The following is a 19,876-nucleotide window of genomic DNA, read 5'->3' on the forward strand; positions in this document are numbered from 1 at the left end:
CAACAGCGCCGCTCCTTTTAATCGTTAATCAAGTGTTTTAGAACCGATATAACGTTTATTCCAGTATGAATTAGATGTTTTATCGATGGTCACGCCTTTTGAAGAAGAAGCGTGAATGAATTGATTATTACCAAGATAAATGCCAACATGAGAGGCACCTTTTTTATATGTAGTAAAGAACATTAAGTCGCCAGGCTCCATTTTGGATTTCGCTACAGCTTTTCCTTTTTTGTACATTTCAGCAGCTGTACGCGGCAATGAGTAACCTGTTTTTTTATGTGCGTATTGAATAAATCCTGAGCAGTCAAAACCGGCCGGGGTTGTACCGCCAAATTTATAAGGCGTGCCAATATGTTTTTTTGCTTCTTTAATCGTTACACCAGCTGAATAAGCTGCTTCAGCTTGCTGTGAAGGTGCAATGACACCGAAAATCATGAAACAAGTACTAAGAATAACAAATAACAATTTTTTCAATATAGCCCCTCCGGTCAGATCATCCGCTTCAAAACGGTCCTTATTTATTAATGTAAATATATCAGAAAGTTCTGCTCATAGAGTTACACATAGGTTTTATTCTTGTTACAGTTCTATTACAAATAACGATTTTAAGATCTTGAGAGGCTCTCTAACAGTCAATCAAATTGCGTTATATTTTCGTATTGTTATTTCAGGATAACAATTACCGGTATGATATAATATGTGAAGGAAAAGGAAGAAAGGAATGTTCGAATGAGCAAAACAGTTGTACTTGCAGAAAAACCATCTGTTGCCCGCGACATTGCCCGCGTTCTCGGATGCAGCAAAAAAGGGAACGGATTTTTAGAAGGAAGCCAATATATTGTCACTTGGGCGCTTGGCCATCTTGTAACGCATGCGGATCCAGAAGGTTACGGTGACCAGTATAAGACATGGAATATCGCCGATTTGCCGCTTATGCCGGATCAATTAAAAACGGTTGTCATTCGCCAGACGAGCAAGCAATTTCATGCAGTGAAAGCACAGCTGACTCGAAAAGACGTAAGCTCAATCGTTATTGCTACGGATGCCGGGCGGGAAGGAGAGCTTGTAGCCCGCTGGATTATTGAGAAAGCACATGCGAAAAAACCGGTGAAGCGGCTCTGGATTTCTTCGGTCACTGACAAAGCGATAAAAGAAGGATTTAAAAATTTACGCAATGGACGTGACTACGAAAATTTATATCGTTCCGCTGTTGCCCGAGCAGAAGCAGATTGGCTTGTCGGCATTAACGCGACACGGGCTCTGACGACAAAATACAATGCTCAGTTGTCATGCGGACGCGTGCAGACCCCGACGCTAGCGATTATAGCGAAGCGGGAAGAGGAAATTAAAAACTTCCAGCCGAAAAGCTTTTACGGCATACAAGCATCCGCAGGCGGCATGAAGCTGACGTGGAAGGACGCAAAAGGGAACAGTCAAACGTTTTTAAAAGAAAAACGGGATGAACTGTTACATTCACTTCAAGGAAAAAAAGCGGTCATAACGGATGTAAAGATGACAGCGAAAAAATCTTTTGCACCTGAACTATACGATTTAACTGAGCTGCAGCGCGACGGGCATAAATTATTTGGTATGTCGGCAAAAGAAACATTGAATGCCATGCAAAATTTATATGAACGCCATAAGCTGGTAACCTATCCGAGAACGGATTCCCGTTACTTGCCGGAAGATATGGTGTCAACATTAAGAGAACGTGTTGAAGCGGTTGAAGTGCGTCCATACACACCATTTGCGTCAAAAGTTTTGCGGCGGGGGATTAAACCGGCCAAGTCTTTTATTAATGACGCAAAAGTAAGTGATCACCATGCGATTGTACCGACCGAGCAGCCGCCATTATTAAATGAATTAAGTGATAAAGAGCGAAAAATTTACGATTTAATTGTGAAGCGTTTTTTAGCCGTTTTAATGCCGCCTTATGAATATGAACAGACGACTGTTGAAGCGAAAATAGGCAGTGAAACATTTTCGGTGAAAGGAAATGTTGTCAAATCGGCAGGCTGGAAAGAGGTGTACGGATACGATGACGATGCAGAGCCATCCCTTCCTTCTGTACAAAAAGGAGTGGAACTTGAGGTTAGCTCCGTAAAGGGGACTGAAGGCGAAACGGCACCGCCTCCCTATTTTAACGAAGGCACATTACTGTCTGCGATGGAAAACCCAGCGAAATTTATGAGTGCCGATGACCAGAAATTGAAGAAAACGCTCACTGCAACAGGCGGACTTGGAACAGTAGCGACACGAGCAGATGTAATAGACAAACTGTTTAATACATTTTTAATCGAAAAACAGGGGCAAAATATTCGTGTTACGTCGAAAGGGAAACAGCTGCTTGATATTGTACCCGAAGACTTGCAGACACCGGCACTTACAGGCGATTGGGAGCAAAAACTTGATGCGATTGCAAAAGGCAAGCTAAAATTCGAGTCGTTTATGACGGACATTCGCCGTTATGCAAAAGATGTGACGAATGAAATTAAAAATAGCGATGCTAAATTTAAGCATGATAACATCAGTGGAAAGCAGTGCCCGGACTGTGGGAAATTATTGCTTGAGGTAAACGGGAAAAAAGGCAAAATGCTTGTCTGTCAGGATCGCGAATGCGGTCATCGTAAGCAGGTTGCCCGCTTGACGAATGCACGCTGCCCGAACTGTCATAAAAAGATGGAAATGCGGGGCGAAGGAGAAGGAAGGCTGTTTGTCTGCAAATGCGGATACCGTGAAAAACTGTCTGCATTTGAAAAACGGAAACAAAAAAGCGGGAAAGGTGCCGCGAACAAACGCGATGTCAATCAATATTTGAAAAAGCAAAGTAACGATGAACCTATCAATACGGCACTTGCTGATGCGCTGAAAAATTTGAAATTATAAATCGAAAGCCGTTTCTAATTGTTATTGGAAAATAATGATTAGGAACGGTTGTTTTTTTTCGAAAAAGGTGCCTATAATTAGTATACTGTATCTAGCGACGGGCGTTATCAAGGCACTCACGATATGAGTTACAAAGGTGCCGATGATGAGCGCTTATTTTGCCTTTGTTCAATCCAGGCGTATACCGCGAATGGACAAGCGACGCCGCTATTTAGTAAAAATTCAAGGGGGGTAATCAAATGCCGATTAATATACCATATCAGCTGCCGGCACGTGAGGTTCTTGAGAGAGAGAATATTTTCATTATGGATGCGGATCGTGCCCGGATGCAGGATATCCGCCCGCTCAATATTCTCATTCTGAACTTAATGCCGGAAAAAGAAAAAACAGAAGCCCATTTGCTGCGTCTGCTCGGAAACACGCCGCTGCAGGTGAATGTTTCGTTTTTATATACAGCGACATACGAGTCAAAAAATGTAAGTAAATCACATCTTGAGCAATTTTACATTACAATTGAAGAGGCGAAAAGCCGCCGTTATGATGGTTTAATCATTACCGGCGCGCCAATTGAGCTGATGGAATTTGAAAACGTCAATTACTGGGCGGAATTGCAGGATATTATGAACTGGGCAAAAACAAATGTGACGTCTACACTTCACATTTGCTGGGGGGCACAGGCCGCTCTTTATCATCATTATGGCATTGGGAAATTTGAACTGCCTAAAAAATGTTCCGGTGTATTCAAGCATTCGATAACCGATCCGACAATTAAATTATTGCGCGGATTTGATGACGAATTTTTCTCGCCGGTCTCTCGATACACAGATGTGAGCATAGAAGCGATTGAAGCACATGAAGACTTAATCTTGCTCGCCTCGTCGCCTGATGCGGGTCCGCTTCTTATGATGTCAAAGGATGCCCGAAACATCATGATTACAGGCCATCTTGAATATGACGCGACAACACTTGCGGAAGAATATGAGCGCGATCTTGCAAAAGGAGTCGATATTGCTATGCCGGAAAACTATTTTCCAGATGACGATCCGACGAAACGACCGCCGAACAAATGGCGGTCACATGCTCATTTACTCTACTCCAACTGGCTAAACTACTACGTTTACCAGCAGACGCCGTATGAGTGGAAATGAAAGAGTAAGGCTCAAAAACCTGTTCACAGCTAGTGGACGGGTTTTTTTGATGAAAAATAAAAGAAAAGGCGCCGCCGATTTAATCGGGGCGCTCAGCATTAATAATATGATTCACGTCGGTCTTCAAATACCGGGATGCGGCTTCGGATCTCTTTAATAAATGCAAAGTCAATTTCTCCGACTAGTAACTCTTCCGCTTCTCCTGCTTCAGCAATGACTTCTCCCCATGGACCAATGATCATCGAATGGCCCGCAAATTTATTATCCGGATCGGATCCTGAGCGGTTGCACGCGATAACATAGGCCTGGTTCTCAATCGCCCGGGCAATGAGGAGTGTTCGCCAGTGATCAACACGTGTAAGCGGCCACTCAGCAGGAACGAACAGGACGCGGGCGCCGTTTAATACTTGTTTCCGGAACCATTCAGGAAAACGGATATCGTAGCAAATAAAGCCGGCCATCTTTTCACCTTCCAGCTCAAACAATCCATCTTCGTCACCAGCAATTAAATATTTTTCTTCATTCATCAGGCGGAACAAATGAAGCTTGCTGTATTCCTTTACGACTTCACCTTTGTTGTTTACAACAATCATCGTATTTTTTACACCGTCTTCCGTATCGTTTGCAACGGAGCCGCCAACAATGTGCATGCCGTATTTTTTTGCGGTGTCAGACAAAAATGTTTTCGCTTTTGCTGCATTTTTATCTGCAATCTCATCAAGACGAGTTAAATCATAGCCGGTCGTCCATAACTCGGGCAATACAGCGATTTTGCATCCGGCTTTATGAGCTTGCTCCAACAAGGAAGCTGCCCGTTCATAATTTACATGCGGGCTGCCAAATGCGATATCCATTTGTAAACATGATATTTTCATAACTCTATCCTCCGCTTCTTTTCAAAAATTGTATCATGGTTGACAGTGAAAATGAAACGTGTCATAATCCTGTTTAACAATAAACGGACAATTTTATATATCTTATCAAGAGCAGGTGGAGGGACAAGCCCAATGAAGCCCGGCAACCGACCTTTTATAGGCACGGTGCTAATTCTTGCAGTTTCGGCTGGGAGATAAGAAGATACGACAATGCCCCTCTTCTTATTCGAGAAGAGGGGTTTTTAATTTTCTGATTTTCAAGGGAGGAAAAAGTATGGTCATCGCAGAGAAACAACAGGAAAAAGAATTGAAAATTACAGCAGGTAACTTATACAACACGATTCAGCCGCAGCCAGGAGAACGGATCATGGTGATCGGCGGATCGGCTACCCTCACTGCGCGATGTTCTGATGCAGGGGCAGTGGTTTTGCCAGTTGCCGCTTTTACACAGGCAAGAGATGGTAACTTTGATACAGTAGCGGCACCCCTTTCGATTCATGAATATGCGGAAGGAGCGCAATGGACATCGAAGGCATATGACGCACTGAAAACAGGCGGACGGTTTGTCGTTGACTTTGCGGAATCCAGTTCGCTGCCATCCGCATCAGATTATCCATACGCGGAAACGTTTCCCCGATACTGGGAACGGCTGAAAGCAGCAGGGTTTAAGACGATTTTATTTCATCAGCTGTCAGCAGAGACAGCGAAAGAAGCTGTTTTAAATGGCTGGACAGAACTTGCAGCAGCAAAATATCCGGTAACAGTGAATCGATTTATTGCCGTAAAATAACCATTTTCAAACACGTTATGCCGTATTATGATAAAAGCAACAATGATCCGAAAGGTGGCACCACGTGAATATTTTTTACCGAAAAACCAGTTACGATAAAGATCAATTTTTCAATCAATATACAGCCCTCACAAAAAACGAAACGCATCATGCGCTGCTTGAAAGCGGACGGGGTGGGCGATACAGCTTTGCAGGCATTCATCCATCTGCTATTGCATCTTCTACTGATGAAGGTCTTCTTCTTCAGGAAAAAGGAAAAGAGAAAATATACAAAGGAAATCCGCTTCATCAGCTCATCCGGATTTTGGATGAGCGGAAGATTCCGAAGAGGGAAGACCTTCCGGACTTTCAAGGCGGAGCGGTCGGTTGGATCAGCTATGATTACGTCCGGTTCATTGAATCACTTCCGGAAACGGCAATAGAAGACATCGGAATTCCTGATATTCAGTTTCTGCTGTTTGAAAAATGGACCGCATTTGATCATCACACGAACGAATTGTATGTGATGAAAATGGGCGAAAATGAAGATGGGCTTGAGGAATTTTACGAACAGTGGCTCGATCTGGCTCAACCGGTCACATGGCCATCAGGTGAATTAAAAGAGAAAACAGACGTTTCATTTCCGGAGGAACAATTTAAATCGGCTGTCGAAAAAGTACGGGAATATATTGCCGCAGGTGATGTATTTCAGGTGAATTTATCGGTGCGGCGATCAAAACAGCTCGATGTGCCGCCGCTGGCTGTTTATGCAAAACTCCGTGAATTGAATCCATCACCGTATATGGGGTACATTCATACGCCAGATTTTCAAGTGGTCTCCGGCTCGCCGGAATTGCTTGTGAAAAAAGATGGCAAAGAGCTATCGACGCGCCCGATCGCTGGTACGAGATCGCGGGGCAAGGACGATGCAGAAGATGAACGGCTCGCAGCGGAACTGGTTCATAATGAAAAAGAGCGGGCAGAACATGTGATGCTCGTGGATTTAGAGAGAAATGATCTTGGACGCGTATCGCGTTACGGTACAGTTGATGTGAACGAATTCATGGTCATTGAAAAGTATTCACACGTAATGCATATTGTTTCGAACGTGCGGGGAGAGCTCGCGGATGGCAAAACGAACGCCGATGTCATTGATGCAGTATTCCCTGGCGGCACAATAACAGGTGCCCCAAAGGTGAGGACAATGGAAATTATTGAAGAGCTCGAACCAGTGCGCCGCGGTATATATACAGGTTCAATTGGCTGGATTGGATTCAACGGTGATATGGAATTGAACATAGTCATTCGGACGATGCTTGCGGCAAATGGTCATGGGTATGTTCAAGCAGGTGCGGGTATTGTCATTGACTCGAAACCGGAATATGAATATAAAGAATCTCTTAAAAAAGCAGCGGCTATGTTAAGAGCGATGGAACTGGCGGAGGAACAGCGATGATTTTCATGATTGATAATTACGATTCATTTACTTACAACCTTGTGCAGTATCTTGGTGAACTCGGGCATGAACTTGTTGTGCGCCGCAACGACGAGGTGACGGTTGAAGAGATTGCGTCCATGAATCCAGATGTCATTATGATTTCACCTGGTCCGTGTACACCAGATGAGGCGGGAATTAGTCTGGACGCAGTTAAGGCGTTTTCTGGAAAGGTGCCGCTTTTTGGCGTGTGCCTTGGCCAGCAGTCGATTGCCCAGGCACTCGGCGGAGATGTTATTCGTGCTGAACGTCTTATGCACGGCAAAACATCGCTTGTTTTCCATGACGGAAAAACGATTTTTTCAGAATTGCCGAACCCATTTCGTGCAACGCGCTACCATTCACTTATCGTTAAGAAGGAAACGCTGCCGGACTGTTTTGAGGTATCTGCGTGGACAGAAGAAGGCGAAATTATGGCGATCCGCCATAAAGAACTCGATGTGGAATCGGTTCAATTTCATCCGGAATCGATCATGACCGAATGCGGGAAGGAATTGCTCCAAAACTTTATTTCCACTTATGGAGGCAAAGCATGTACACGTACGTAAATGGCACAATCATACGCAATGAAGAAGTCCGCATTTCCCCTTTTGACCACGGATTTTTATACGGAATCGGTGTGTTTGAAACATTTCGTACTTATGACGGGAAGCTCTTTTTACTTGATGAACACATAGATCGATTGAATAATAGTCTGCGTAAACTGAATATCGTGTTTGAATTCACGCGCGAGGAAGTAAAGCAGATTATTGCCCTTTTAGAAGAGGCAAATGGATGGAAAAACGCGTATATTCGTTTGAACGTGTCGGCGGGTGAAGGAAACATCGGCTTGCAGACAAAGCCTTATACGCAACCGAACATCATCGCCTTTCAAAAAAGTCTTGGTCCGGCGGCATCTCTTGCAGTAAAGCGAGGAAAATGGCTTGAAACACCGCGCAATAGTCCAGAAGGGGGCAGCCGCTTTAAATCCCATCACTATTTAAACAATGTCTTTGGTAAACGGGAAGCAGGAGATGATCCGGGTGTGGAAGGATTGTTTTTAACGGAGTCCGGATATGTGGCAGAGGGGGTCGTGTCCAACATTTTCTGGATGAAAAAAAACACGCTTTATACACCATCGGTTGAAACAGGCATTTTAGATGGTGTGACACGCCGGTTTGTCATGAAAATCGCCGGCGAGTCAGGTGTGAATGTAGAAGAAGGATTGTATGTACCGGAAGTAGTGGAATCGGCGGATGAGGTGTTTGTCACCAATTCAATCCAAGAAATTGTGCCGTTGTCAGAGATCGGAAATAAGCCGTTGCCAGGTGCAGATGGCGCGGCAGTGAATGAGTTATTTACACGGTACCGGGAGGCTGTTCGTCTGTGACGAGCAGCACTTTTTCTTTTGCGATCGCTTCGTGATATTTTTCGGCATCTTTTTCACATAATCCAAAGTTAATCAATGTATCTTTCACTGGTTTTTCTCCTGAAAAGATCGATTTGAGTTTTTCTTTCATCGACGGTCCTGCTGTTTCGACGTCTGCTTCAGTTCGGTTTTGGATGGTTAAATACACATCCGCATCTTTTGCCAGCGCTGTGATAAGTCTTGGATCGTATCCCTCTACTTTTAAATCTTCTATTTTTCGAATTGCATCAATTTCACTGTCAAATAAACCAATAACATATTTCATGGAATCTCTCCTGTTAAGTCGTTTTCTGTTCTTTTCCCTTAACGTTGATTTTGAAAACCCGACAGGAATTTGACTTTGTTTGTCGAAGTAATAAGCGAAAAGGGGGATGAAACATGGTAAAAACAGCGGATTTATGTGATGATTACGCAGATGAATTGACGTTGTGCCGGATGGAATTGAAATCTTTTGGGGGAAAGAAACAATTTGAAGGGCCGATTTCAACGGTGAAAGTGTTTGAAGATAATGTATTAGTAAAAGAATCACTCAAAACGATTCCAGAAGGTCATGTCCTCGTTGTCGATGGCGGTGGATCCAAAAATTGTGCACTCGTTGGCGATTTGCTGGGAGCTATTGCAGAAGAGCGAAAAATCGCTGGAATTATTGTCAACGGCTGCGTTCGCGATACAGCGGAACTCGCAACACAAAACATTGGCGTACTGGCACTTGGAAGTAATCCTTTTAAAAGTATTAAAAAAGGTGAAGGGGAACGCGATATCCCTGTGAATTTCGGGGATGCGGCATTTGTTCCGGGACACTATGTTTATGCAGACGAAGATGGGGTTGTCGTAGCGGAACAAAAACTTTGATAACTATTTGTCAGGCGCAGCCGATTAACACGGCTGCGCAAACCTGAAGTTGACTGTCGGTACATTTACAGTTTTTCATCGGGGAATGGATCACGTTTATCCGAAAAGACGTGAGGATTGTCCGGCAAACTGTCGATTCGGTGTGAGTCACTAGAATCCAGTGTTCCTCGAAGAAAATAAACGAGAAAGAAGCCAACAAAGAGAATCATAACAAAAAGAGCAAAAACAGTTAATGGTCCCACTGTAAACGCCTCCCTTTAATTCTTATCTTCTACGTTTCGTAAACAATAAACATGTTCATTTCTAAAAAACTGAAGTTTCAGAAAGTAATCCTTTGTCCTTTCTTTTCATGTATAATGTTTCATGACGGAAAACATTCATAAAAATGAGTCCAGGTGAAGCCGAGAAGTCGGTTGCTTAAAAGGGAAGCTGGTTAAAACCCAGCGCGGTCCCGCCACTGTAAATGGGAGCAATAGGCACTTAGCCACTGTGCAAACGCACGGGAAGGCGCCTTTTTTGTGATGAACATGAGCCAGGAGACCTGCCCGGATCAAAGCACCATACAACCTACGCGGATAGGTGGTGTGACGGACGGTTCAGACTGTCTTTCACACACCTCTTCCACGTAGAGGTGTTTTTTATTTTCCGAAAAAAAGGAGGAACAATAGATGAAAAAATCATGGCTGGCGTTAGGATTGACCGCAGTAATTTTAGCAGGCTGCGGAACAGAAGAAACAGGCAATTCGAAAAAGACAGACGAAAATACAGAAACGGCAAAAGAAGAAACTGCTGCGTTTCCTGTTACGGTAACAGGTGCAGACAAGCAGGAAGTTGAAATTGAAGCCGCACCAAAACGAATTGTTACGTTAATGCCGAGCGTAACGGAAATCGCATTTGAACTGAACCTGGGCGATCAAATTGTCGGAGTCACTGACAATGACACTTATCCAAAAGAAGTGAATGAAAAAGAACGTGTTGGCGGCATGGAGCTGAATGTGGAAAAGGTTTTAAGTCTTAATCCGGACTTAGTGCTTGCCGACATTTCAACTGATGAAAAAGCGATCACGCAAATACGTGATGCAGGGATTGATGTGCTTGTATCATCCGAAGCGAAAAGCATAGATCAAATTTATACGTCTTATGAGTTGATCAGTGAAGCGACGGGAACGCAAGAAGAAGCGCAAAAAGATATTGAAACTGTAAAAGAAGGAATCGCAGCTATTGAAGAAAAAGCGTCACAAATTAAAGAAGAAGATGTAAAAAACGTGTACTTTGAAATTGCAGGTCCCCCTGAAATTTATTCAGTTGGCAAAAACACTTTTATAAATGAAGTGATTGAGCTTGTGGGCGCCAACAATGTAATGAATACAGAAGAAGGATGGCCGAAAGTATCAGAAGAAGCCATCATAGAAAAAAATCCGGATACCATTTTACTTAATTATGGATGGTATGTTGAAAATGCCACCGAGGGTGTTCTAAAACGCCAAGGCTGGGAAAACATAGCGGCGATCCAGAATAATGAAGTGTTCGAAGTGGATGGTGATCTCACAAGCCGCCCGGGACCGCGCATTGTTCAAGGAGCTGAACAAATTGCCGAAGCCATTTATCCAGACGTTTTTGCTAAATAAAAAAGGAGTTTATTTACTTAGTTTCGCATTTTTGCTGGCATCCTTTTTTTTAGGTGTTTCAGTCGGAACTGTTATGATTCCTTTTCGTGATATAGCGTCGATTATAGCGCATCATTTATTTGGAACGGACTTTTCTCATATTGATCCGTCAGTAGACAGCATCGTCTGGAAAATTCGATTTCCGCGTGTCGTGCTGGCTGGGTTGATTGGGGCGTCACTGGCGATTGCGGGAGCAGCGTTTCAAGGGCTGCTCCGTAATCCTCTGGCGGATCCGTATACACTTGGCGTGTCGTCGGGTGCTTCAGCCGGTGCTGTCATGGTGCTGTTTTTCAATATTTCCATTCCTGTTTTAGGTGTATTTACATTGCCGGTCATTAGCGTTTTAACGGCTATCCTCACTATTTTTTGCGTATTGGTTTTTGCTCAAGCCATTGAGCGGTCGATGAAGGTGGAGACCATTATTTTAACCGGAATTATTTTTAGTTCATTTCTAGGTGCTTTCATTTCGTTAATGATCGCGCTCACCGGCGAAGAACTGCGGCAGATTATTAGCTGGCTGCTTGGCAGCGTGTCCATGCGCGGCTGGCCGTACATTCAATTAATGGCTCCCTTTTTCATGGTTGGTACGCTGCTCTTGCTATACATGGCGCCTGAACTGAATGCGATGTCGTTCGGCGAGGATCAAGCACGCCACCTCGGTGTAAATGTTCAGCAAAAAAAGATGGTGGTCTTAATCGCGGGCTCTGTTATAACAGGTGCGGCCGTTGCAGTGTCCGGTACAATCGGCTTTGTCGGCCTGGTTATCCCGCATTTTGTCCGAATTCTCGCAGGCCCTGATCACCGGCATGTATTGCCGTTATCGATGATATCCGGGGCAGGATTTTTAATCCTGGCAGATCTTGCAGCCAGGACGATTATTTCGCCGACAGAGCTGCCGATTGGCGTTATCACGTCTTTAATCGGTGCACCTGTATTTGCGGCGATACTGATTAATAAAAAACGGAAAGGAGGAGTCGCGTGATGATTCAAGCAGGAGAGCTTTCAGGAGGATACGGAAGTGGACTTATTGTCCGCGGCGTATCCTTTTCTGTTAAAAAAGGGGAACTTTTTGGGGTTCTTGGTCCGAATGGAAGCGGGAAAACAACACTAATGAACATGATCAGCGGATTGATTGCGCTTGAATCCGGGACGATTCTGGTTAAAGGAAAGCCGATTCAAGACTATTCGCCGAAAGAATTGGCACGTGTCATGGCTGTTTTGCCACAAATGACATCCAGCCATTTCGCCTATAGTGTAAAAGAAACGGTTTCACTCGGGAGATATGCACATCAAAGCGGCTTTTTTAAATCATGGACAGCAGACGATGAAAAAGTGGTGTTGGGAGCGCTGCAAAAAACAGGCACTTTAGCGTTTGCGTATAAACCGTTGTCTGCATTATCCGGAGGGGAGAGGCAGCGTGTTTTTCTTGCCCAGGCACTAGCTCAGGAACCAGAAATATTGCTGTTGGATGAGCCTACCAATCATCTCGATTTATCGTTCCAGAAAGACTTGCTTGATTTATTGAAAAAAATGACAGCGGATGGACTGACGGTCATTTCCATTTTCCATGACTTAAACCTTGCGTCACTTTATTGTGACCGGCTTTTGTTAATGAAAAATGGTTCTGTGCACACAATCGGTGCTGCGGCAGATATTATGAAAGAAGAACATATCCACGACGTATACAACACAGACGTGCAAAAACAGCCGCATCCTGAAGTTCCGAAACCGCAAATGAGTCTGCTTCCGGCAGCATCCGTTGAAAACTCGATTGAAATTACGGAAGACATGATTGAATGGCACAGTGACTATATCTCAATCAAATCACCTATACAATTAAAGGTATTATCCTCGGGCGTTATTGGCGCCGGCTGGGGATGGCGAAGTGCATTTGTGAACCGGCACGTTGATAAAAACTACAATATGGATCATTTCGAAAAAGAAGCTTCCTGTTATTTTCAAGAAAAAGGTTTTGATTTACATGAAACGGTTGGAATGATGACAGCGGTCATGATGGAAGATGCGGCGTACAAGCGGATTGTACAGGATGATGTGTCTGTTTTTGCCGTTGCGACAGCTGGAGTAGGAAATGCGGTCGATGTGAGCAGACAGCGAAAAAGCTGGAAAGAGAAGCACAAGCCAGGCACAATAAACATATGGGTCTTCGCGAATGGGAAGCTTTCAGAAGAAGCGTTCGTTCAGGGGCTTATGACTGCAGCTGAAGCAAAAGCAAAAGCGCTTGCCGATGCAGGCGTAATGGATCTGGAAAGCGGAACGATTGCAACAGGTACATCAACTGACAGTATCTTAATCGCCTCTACACAAAGAGGCGCCTACCAGCAATTCGCCGGTTCGGTTACACCGCTCGGTATCGCAATTGGGAGGGCGGTATATGAAAGTGTGACTGAATCACTCGAAAAAACACGTCGCAGAAAGGCGCCATGATGATTTCACATGTGATAGCTATTGCCGCTGGACTTATTCTTGACCGGCTTATCGGTGATCCGCGAAACTGGCCGCACCCGGTCAAATGGTTTGGAAGTTTAATTGCACTTCTAGACCGGCATTGGAACAAAGGTACAAATCAAATTGGAAAAGGAACGGCGATGCTTTTTGTCGTTCTCATCGTTACAGCGGCGGTTTCCATTACGATTCTTTATCTTGCTTCGTTTATTCATCCAGCGGCCGTAATCACTGTCGAAGCGATCATGATTTGGGCATCTATTGCGCCGCGCAGCCTAAAGGAAGCGGGAGTGGATGTATACAAACCGCTCATGGATGGTGATATGAATGAAGCGCGTCTTAAACTTTCATGGATTGTTGGGCGGGATACAGACAATCTCGATGAGGGGGAAATTACACGCGGCGCCGTCGAAACGGTCGCCGAAAATACATCTGACGGTGTGATCGCCCCGCTTTTCTGGGCAATGATTGGCGGAGGTCCGGCGGCACTTTTATACCGTGCGGTGAACACATGCGATTCAATGGTCGGCTACCGGAATGATAAGTATGAACTTTTTGGGAAAGCATCAGCGAGGTTCGACGATATCGTCAATTTTATTCCTGCCCGGCTAACAGCGCTTTTATTGATTGCAGCAGCGGATAAACCGGCGGATATACGCCGCTATGCATGGCGTATCGTTAAACGGGATGCAAAGAAACATCCTTCCCCAAACAGCGGGTGGTGTGAAGCGGCTGTAGCCGGTCTTTTACAAATTGAACTCGGCGGACTGAATACATACAAAGGAATCGTGTCTGACCGGGCCAGGATGGGAGATCCGATCAAAGAGCGGCGCGCCGAACATATTATCGAATCGGCCAAACTAATGGAACGTGCTACGTATTTATTCGTGCTTTTGTTCCTTGCAGGAGTGATTTTTTATGAATTTGCCATCACACGGAGCGAATCCTTCCCATTTATATAATGCTTCAGGAATAGCCAGACCGGATCATGTTCTTGATTTTAGTGTCAACACAAATCCGCTAGGGCCGCCTGAATGGCTGAAAGAACAATGGGGACGTTATTTACATACAATTGAAGAATACCCGGATCCGACCGGGTATAAAGCCGTGATGTCAATAGCAGATAAATTTGATGTTGCATATGATCAGGTATTGTTAGGAAACGGTGCCGCGGAAATCATTCATTTCATCGCAAGATACACGGCCGGTCAACATGCAGTTATTTGTACACCGGCTTTTTCCGAATACGAAGACGCATGTCAGGCATACGGCTGTCCCATTGAATACGTGCCAGTCCCTATCAGCAGTTGGCAGCTGCCGATCGACGAACTTGTTGAACAATCAAAGAAAGCGGGCGTCATCTTTTTATGTACGCCAAACAATCCAACAGGCCAGTCTTTTAATGAAAAGGACATTGTTTCTCTTCTTGACCAAACAAGACATTCAAACGCCTTGATTGTTATTGATGAAGCCTTTTATGACTTCTTCGGCGACGAATCGCTTGTTAAGTACATTGCTGCATACCCGCATCTTGCTGTCATGCATTCCATGACGAAAATGTATTCCATTGCAGGACTTCGAATTGGGTATGTCATATCATCATCACCCATTATAAGCAAGTTAAAGCAGTACCGTCCGCATTGGAATGTAAATGCGATTGCTTTGCAGGTAGCTGAGGAAATCGCCCGCGATCATGCACATGCCATGAAAACGAGGGAGATGATAAAGGGGGAACGGGAAAGAATGAAAGATCTGCTGGAGAAGCTGGGCTTTCTTGTTCTGCCGTCAGCGGTTAACTTTTACCTGTTGAAAGATCCACAGCTTGATAATCAAAAACCGATCCTTCATTTTTTACTTGAACGCGGTATTGTGCTCCGCCACACGGAAAATTTCAAAGGTCTAGATGGAAAGTGGCTGAGGTCAGCAGTGAAACGAGAGAAAGAGAATAATAGACTGATTGAGGCGCTCAAGGAATGGAGAAACAAATGTTAATCTTTCTTTCTGGCGGCGTCCGGAGCGGGAAGAGCAGCTTAGCTGAACAGGTTGCGATTCGCCATAAACATCCAGAAGGCCGTCTAGTATATGTTGCGTGTGGATCCCGGACAGATGAAGAAATGGAAGAGCGTATTGCGTTTCACCAGGAACGACGGGCAAATTCAGGGTACGAATGGAAAACAGTGGAACAGTCTGTTGATATTTCAACCATTCATGCTGGAGCGAATGACTCCGTACTCATTGACTGCTTGACGACTCTTTTAGCAGGGGAGTACTTTCGGAAAGACAAACCACCGAGTGAAGCGGGCACACGAATTGTGGACGGCGTGTTAGACCTTGTTAAAAGAACAAGCGCTGTTATTGCCGTTTCAAATGAGCTGTCATTTGAAGTACCGTCTACAAATTTGACAGCTGATTATATGAAAATACTTGGACAAATCCATCAAATGATCGTGAAAGAAAGCAATACAGCCATACTTGTGGAACATGGTATACCCATTGTGAAGAAAGGGGCAGTTCAATGCACGGAGTCATGATTCAAGGGACAGCGTCTGATGCGGGAAAAAGTTTTATCGCGACGGCACTTTGCCGATTGCTTTATCAAAAGGGATACAGGCCTGTGCCATTTAAACCACAAAATGTGTCGAACAATTCATATGTAACAGCAGACGGAAAAGAAATCGGCCGCGCTCAAGGATTGCAAGCTGAAGCAGCGGGTTTAGAGGCACAGCCGTGCATGAATCCACTGCTGCTGAAACCATCGGGAAACGGGTCGTCTGAAATTGTCTTATTCGGCGAACGGCTAGAAGTGATGTCGGGAATGGAGTATCGAGCCAATTACTATGAAAGGGCGATATCCGCCATTAAACAAGGATTGCAGGAAGTGAGTGAACTAGGAGACACAGTGATCATTGAGGGTGCCGGAAGCCCTGTTGAAATGAACTTAAAAAAGCGGGAAGTCGTTAACATGAAAACGGCTGAATTGGCGGATGTACCGGTAATTTTAACCGCTGATATTGACCGGGGCGGACTCTTTGCATCGATCGCGGGTACGCTTTCTTTGTTAGAAGATCATGAGCGGGAACGTGTGAAAGGCATCATCGTCAACCGATTTCACGGTGACCCCAACTATTTTAAAGACGGAAAAGAGTGGCTTGAGAGCTACACTGGTCTTCCTGTATTAGCGATAGTGCCGTTTCTTCCCGGTCATGCGCTGGAGGGGGAAGATTCAAAGTCAATCCGCGACGTACGTCGTGACGGAGCGGCCATCGACATTGCAGTGATCCGCCTGCCATATATATCAAACGGGAGCGATATGGAACCGTTTGCGTTTGAAGAAGATGTAAACGTCCGCTGGGTACAGTCAGCCGGCACATTCGGTACGCCGGATGCTGTCATCATACCCGGTACTAAAAGCGTGTTTTCTGATCTTGCATTTTTAAAAGAAACAGGGCTTGATAAAAAAATCGTATCTTTCGCAAAAAGAGGCGGAGCAGTAGCCGGCTTGTGCGGAGGGTTTCAATTGATGGGACGTACGCTGTCTGATCCGGACGGAAGTGATACGGGTATGAATACATCAATTGCAGATGGGATGGGCATCATTCCAGCGCATACGATTTTTAAAAGAAACAAAACCGTCATCCGGACAGAAGGGACCGCAAGTGGAATTCCGCTCTCGGGTTATGAGATTCATTTCGGTGAAACAACAGTTGAAGGTGAACCGTTTATGATATGTTCCGACCATCATGACGGCTATGTATCGACGGATAACAAAATTATTGGAACATACTTGCATCATTTATTTTATAACGACGAATTCAGAGCTGACTGGCTGAATCGGATCCGCATGATGAAAGGACTTCCGAGACGTCCGCCAGCAGATTTAAACCGTGCAAAAACGTATGATTTGATCGCGGCACATCTGGATCGGTTTCTTGATTGGACGGCGTTTAAACAAATATTGGAGGGGCATGTATGAAAGCGTATATTTACGCTGCTGGTATCATTATTCAATTTTTCACTGTCCTGCCTCTTCATAGAACATTACCGATGGAAAAGGCGGAGCTGCGCGCGGTCCTTCATTTATTTCCAGTACTCGGTCTGGTGAAAGGGTTTATTTATGCAGGTGCATTCTGGAGTTTACTTGAATGGACGCCGTTTTCACCCCTTGCGGCTGCTTTTTTTGTCTGGCTGCTGCCGATTATGTTAACAGGCGGTCTTCATCTGGATGGCTTGATGGACTGGGCAGACGCGCATTTTTCTTTTCGTGATAAAGAACGCAGGCTTGCCATATTAAGCGACCCACGAGCAGGGGCCTTTGGCGTGCTGGCACTTGTCCTCCTGCTGGCGGCGAAGTTTCTATTTATTTTTGAAACGGTTACAGCGGGAAGCTATTATGCGTTCTTCATTTTTCTCATTCCTTTTTTTGCCCATATTATGACGGGATTGTTTTTGCAATACGTTCCACCGGCAAAAGAAGAAGGCCTGGCATTTTTCTTTCAAAAAGGCCATTCGAAATCACTTCCTTTCATTTATACAGTTTTTGTTATTATCGCAGGAAGTATATATGCCGTTTATCCTTTATTTTGGGTAATGCTCGGTGTATCATGTTTGTACTTTTTCGTTATAAAACATGGGATGCAAAAAGAATTTGGCGGTGCAACGGGTGATTTATATGGCGCGGCGCAGGAAGGAGCGGAGTTGCTATTATGGATGATCTTGTGGCTGTCGGTCTCTTTCGCCATGGTGTAACAAGTGCAAATGTGAAAAAACAGTTTTGCGGCTGGACGGATGTAAATGTGACGGAAGAGGGCTTCAAGGCATTGCGTAAAATGACTGTTCCCGATTATGAATGGATCGTATCAAGCGACTTGACAAGATGTGTGGAAACAGCCGCTGTTTATTGGGACCAGGCGCCGCAAAAAAGAAAAGGTTTCCGGGAGTTTCATTTTGGGGATTGGGAAGGGAAAACCCATACGGAATTGGAACACATGCCTGTCTATAAGGATTGGTTAAATGATCCGTTTACTGTACAGGCGCCTGGCGGGGATTCCTATTCCTCATTTGCCAAGAGGGTCGAAGAAGCATTTCAATCTGTTCTTTTAGAAATGGAGGAACAACACATTCAACGTACAGCTATTGTGACACATAGCGGGGTGATCCGTCATCTTCTCTCTATATTTGGACCAGAAAAAAAATCATTTTCAGATTGGACGTCAGACAATGGCCGCGGTTATGAATTATCCGGACGTCTATCCGCAATGAGGAGTGGGGAAAAATGCATTTCGTTACAGGCGGTTCCTTCAATGGAAAAAAGCAATGGGTAAAGGACTTTTACAATCTAGATGTAACACCACATCAATGGCATTCCTTTTATGAAAAGGAACAAATTCCATTTTTTAAAGAAGACATCGTTGTATTAGAAGGAATGGAACGGCATGTCCGCATCCTTCTGGAAAAAGCGGAGACTTCTTTGGAAGCAAACGCTTTGTTTAAAAAGGAACTTTCGTCGTGGAAAAAAGAAGAAAGAACAATAGTGTTAATCGGGACTGATATAATGAAAGGAATCGTGCCGATGAATGCGTTTGACCGGATGTGGCGTGATGCGGCGGGCTGGTGTTTCCAGGATGCCGCAGCGTTTTCCGAACGGGTAGATACAATCTGGTATGGAATTGCACAAACCATAAAGGAGGAATAGAAATGAGACTGTATACAAGAACCGGTGATAAAGGCGATACAAGTATTATCGGCGGGCGTGTCGGAAAAGATGACCTGCGCGTTGAAGCGTATGGAACGGTTGATGAATTGAATTCCGTTGTCGGCAGGGCAGTAACAGAACTGAATCCGGCAATATTTGAGGATATTTTGGACGATCTTGAGAAAATTCAGCATGAATTATTCGACTGCGGCGGGGATTTGGCGACGGTGAATGGAAAGCGTGAGTTTAAGCTGCAGCAAAATTCTATCGATGAAATGGAAAAGAAAATTGATGTATATATTCAAGAAGCACCTGAACTTGAGCGGTTTATTTTACCTGGCGGCTCAAAGGGATCGGCGGCCATTCATTTGGCGCGTACAGTAACGCGGCGGGCAGAGCGGCTTGTTGTGGCATTAATGCGGCGGGAAGATGATATTCATCCTGTGACATTAAAGTATTTGAACCGTTTATCAGATTATTTCTTTGCCATTGCCCGTGTGATTAATTTTCGCGAAGGTGTGAAAGATGTGGAGTATGTTCGCAGTGCGAAAGTGTTTCGGGGCGGCAAGCGAAAAGAAGAAAAATAAAAATCTATGCCAGTGTGTGTTGTTATGTCTGACC

22 protein-coding genes and 2 riboswitches are annotated in these 19,876 nt (G+C 44.6%); of the genes, 18 read left to right on the top strand and 4 right to left on the bottom strand.

The genetic code is table 11. The annotated features are described in order from the left end of the window. Positions 1-24: 24 nt before the first annotated feature. Positions 25-474 carry a C40 family peptidase gene (locus BTO28_RS03725; RefSeq protein ID WP_076764152.1) on the bottom strand — a complete coding sequence of 150 codons (450 nt, stop codon included), beginning with the start codon at positions 472-474 and terminating at the stop codon, positions 25-27. 255 nt (positions 475-729) lie between these two features. Between BTO28_RS03725 and BTO28_RS03730 the strand changes: the two genes are divergently transcribed. Both BTO28_RS03730 and metA read left to right on the top strand, forming a co-directional pair. Continuing rightward, on the top strand, positions 730-2,886 hold the full coding sequence (locus tag BTO28_RS03730; RefSeq protein ID WP_076764154.1) for a DNA topoisomerase III: 2,157 nt from the start codon (positions 730-732) through the stop codon (positions 2,884-2,886). A 239-nt stretch (positions 2,887-3,125) separates the two neighbouring features. Beyond that, a complete protein-coding gene (gene metA / locus BTO28_RS03735) occupies positions 3,126-4,034 on the top strand; it encodes a homoserine O-acetyltransferase MetA (RefSeq protein WP_076764156.1) in 909 nt (302 codons plus the stop codon). A gap of 98 nt (positions 4,035-4,132) precedes the next feature. Here the strand turns inward: metA and BTO28_RS03740 are convergent, their stop codons facing one another. Continuing rightward, on the bottom strand, positions 4,133-4,909 hold the full coding sequence (locus BTO28_RS03740) for a carbon-nitrogen family hydrolase (protein WP_076764158.1): 777 nt from the start codon (positions 4,907-4,909) through the stop codon (positions 4,133-4,135). A gap of 99 nt (positions 4,910-5,008) precedes the next feature. Beyond that, positions 5,009-5,110, top strand: a riboswitch (SAM riboswitch). Positions 5,111-5,183: 73 nt separating this feature from the next. On the opposite strand from BTO28_RS03740, the gene BTO28_RS03745 reads away from it, so the two are divergent. The 4 genes from BTO28_RS03745 (at position 5,184) to pabC (ending at position 8,542) form a co-directional block, all read left to right on the top strand. Further along, positions 5,184-5,699 (top strand): class I SAM-dependent methyltransferase, encoded by a 516-nt coding sequence (locus BTO28_RS03745; protein ID WP_076764160.1) that lies wholly within the window; start codon positions 5,184-5,186, stop codon positions 5,697-5,699. A gap of 64 nt (positions 5,700-5,763) precedes the next feature. After that, on the top strand, positions 5,764-7,134 hold the full coding sequence (gene pabB, locus BTO28_RS03750; RefSeq protein WP_076764162.1) for an aminodeoxychorismate synthase, component I: 1,371 nt from the start codon (positions 5,764-5,766) through the stop codon (positions 7,132-7,134). Then, entirely contained in the window at positions 7,131-7,721 is a 591-nt protein-coding gene (gene pabA, locus BTO28_RS03755) for an aminodeoxychorismate/anthranilate synthase component II (RefSeq protein WP_076764164.1), read from the top strand. Before pabB ends, pabA begins: the two co-directional genes overlap by 4 nt. Then, on the top strand, positions 7,706-8,542 hold the full coding sequence (gene pabC, locus BTO28_RS03760) for an aminodeoxychorismate lyase (RefSeq protein ID WP_076764166.1): 837 nt from the start codon (positions 7,706-7,708) through the stop codon (positions 8,540-8,542). Before pabA ends, pabC begins: the two co-directional genes overlap by 16 nt. Here the strand turns inward: pabC and BTO28_RS03765 are convergent. Next, complete coding sequence (locus BTO28_RS03765) at positions 8,511-8,846, bottom strand: general stress protein (RefSeq protein WP_076764167.1); 336 nt, start codon at positions 8,844-8,846, stop codon at positions 8,511-8,513. The two genes, pabC and BTO28_RS03765, sit on opposite strands and share 32 nt — an antisense overlap. 113 nt (positions 8,847-8,959) lie before the next feature. Between BTO28_RS03765 and rraA the strand changes: the two genes are divergently transcribed. After that, positions 8,960-9,433 (top strand): ribonuclease E activity regulator RraA, encoded by a 474-nt coding sequence (gene rraA / locus BTO28_RS03770; RefSeq protein ID WP_076764169.1) that lies wholly within the window; start codon positions 8,960-8,962, stop codon positions 9,431-9,433. A 65-nt stretch (positions 9,434-9,498) separates the two neighbouring features. Here the strand turns inward: rraA and BTO28_RS17070 are convergent, their stop codons facing one another. Continuing rightward, the gene (locus BTO28_RS17070) at positions 9,499-9,675 is read right to left on the bottom strand and encodes a hypothetical protein (protein WP_158068779.1); all 177 of its coding nucleotides are present in this window, start codon (positions 9,673-9,675) and stop codon (positions 9,499-9,501) included. A 134-nt stretch (positions 9,676-9,809) separates the two neighbouring features. Then, positions 9,810-9,996: riboswitch (cobalamin riboswitch) on the top strand. Between the two features lie 105 nt (positions 9,997-10,101). Between BTO28_RS17070 and BTO28_RS03775 the strand changes: the two genes are divergently transcribed. From BTO28_RS03775 to BTO28_RS03825, 11 genes are read left to right on the top strand one after another with little or no spacing between them, the layout of a single operon-like run. Further along, on the top strand, positions 10,102-11,061 hold the full coding sequence (locus tag BTO28_RS03775) for an ABC transporter substrate-binding protein (protein ID WP_076764170.1): 960 nt from the start codon (positions 10,102-10,104) through the stop codon (positions 11,059-11,061). Continuing rightward, a complete protein-coding gene (locus tag BTO28_RS03780; protein WP_076764172.1) occupies positions 11,024-12,082 on the top strand; it encodes a FecCD family ABC transporter permease in 1,059 nt (352 codons plus the stop codon). The genes BTO28_RS03775 and BTO28_RS03780 overlap by 38 nt, the downstream gene beginning before the upstream one ends. Further along, the gene (locus BTO28_RS03785) at positions 12,082-13,545 is read left to right on the top strand and encodes an adenosylcobinamide amidohydrolase (RefSeq protein WP_076764174.1); all 1,464 of its coding nucleotides are present in this window, start codon (positions 12,082-12,084) and stop codon (positions 13,543-13,545) included. The genes BTO28_RS03780 and BTO28_RS03785 overlap by 1 nt, the downstream gene beginning before the upstream one ends. After that, positions 13,542-14,525: an adenosylcobinamide-phosphate synthase CbiB gene (cbiB, locus tag BTO28_RS03790; RefSeq protein ID WP_076764175.1), complete on the top strand. Its 984-nt coding sequence runs from the start codon at positions 13,542-13,544 to the stop codon at positions 14,523-14,525. Before BTO28_RS03785 ends, cbiB begins: the two co-directional genes overlap by 4 nt. Further along, on the top strand, positions 14,482-15,555 hold the full coding sequence (cobD, locus tag BTO28_RS03795) for a threonine-phosphate decarboxylase CobD (RefSeq protein ID WP_076764177.1): 1,074 nt from the start codon (positions 14,482-14,484) through the stop codon (positions 15,553-15,555). Before cbiB ends, cobD begins: the two co-directional genes overlap by 44 nt. Continuing rightward, positions 15,537-16,094 carry a bifunctional adenosylcobinamide kinase/adenosylcobinamide-phosphate guanylyltransferase gene (locus BTO28_RS03800; protein ID WP_083711287.1) on the top strand — a complete coding sequence of 186 codons (558 nt, stop codon included), beginning with the start codon at positions 15,537-15,539 and terminating at the stop codon, positions 16,092-16,094. The genes cobD and BTO28_RS03800 overlap by 19 nt, the downstream gene beginning before the upstream one ends. Beyond that, positions 16,079-17,536, top strand: a complete 1,458-nt coding sequence (locus BTO28_RS03805; protein ID WP_076764180.1) for a cobyric acid synthase — start codon at positions 16,079-16,081, stop codon at positions 17,534-17,536. Before BTO28_RS03800 ends, BTO28_RS03805 begins: the two co-directional genes overlap by 16 nt. Continuing rightward, the gene (cobS, locus tag BTO28_RS03810) at positions 17,533-18,309 is read left to right on the top strand and encodes an adenosylcobinamide-GDP ribazoletransferase (RefSeq protein ID WP_076764182.1); all 777 of its coding nucleotides are present in this window, start codon (positions 17,533-17,535) and stop codon (positions 18,307-18,309) included. Before BTO28_RS03805 ends, cobS begins: the two co-directional genes overlap by 4 nt. Beyond that, positions 18,267-18,884 (top strand): histidine phosphatase family protein, encoded by a 618-nt coding sequence (locus tag BTO28_RS03815; RefSeq protein ID WP_076764302.1) that lies wholly within the window; start codon positions 18,267-18,269, stop codon positions 18,882-18,884. The genes cobS and BTO28_RS03815 overlap by 43 nt, the downstream gene beginning before the upstream one ends. Continuing rightward, entirely contained in the window at positions 18,836-19,255 is a 420-nt protein-coding gene (locus tag BTO28_RS03820; RefSeq protein ID WP_076764184.1) for a bifunctional adenosylcobinamide kinase/adenosylcobinamide-phosphate guanylyltransferase, read from the top strand. The genes BTO28_RS03815 and BTO28_RS03820 overlap by 49 nt, the downstream gene beginning before the upstream one ends. 2 nt (positions 19,256-19,257) lie before the next feature. Continuing rightward, positions 19,258-19,842, top strand: a complete 585-nt coding sequence (locus BTO28_RS03825) for a cob(I)yrinic acid a,c-diamide adenosyltransferase (protein WP_076764186.1) — start codon at positions 19,258-19,260, stop codon at positions 19,840-19,842. The last annotated feature ends 34 nt before the right edge of the window (positions 19,843-19,876 follow it).

The organism is Domibacillus epiphyticus, assembly GCF_001975785.1.
Taxonomy (GTDB): Bacteria; Bacillota; Bacilli; order Bacillales; family Domibacillaceae; genus Domibacillus; species Domibacillus epiphyticus.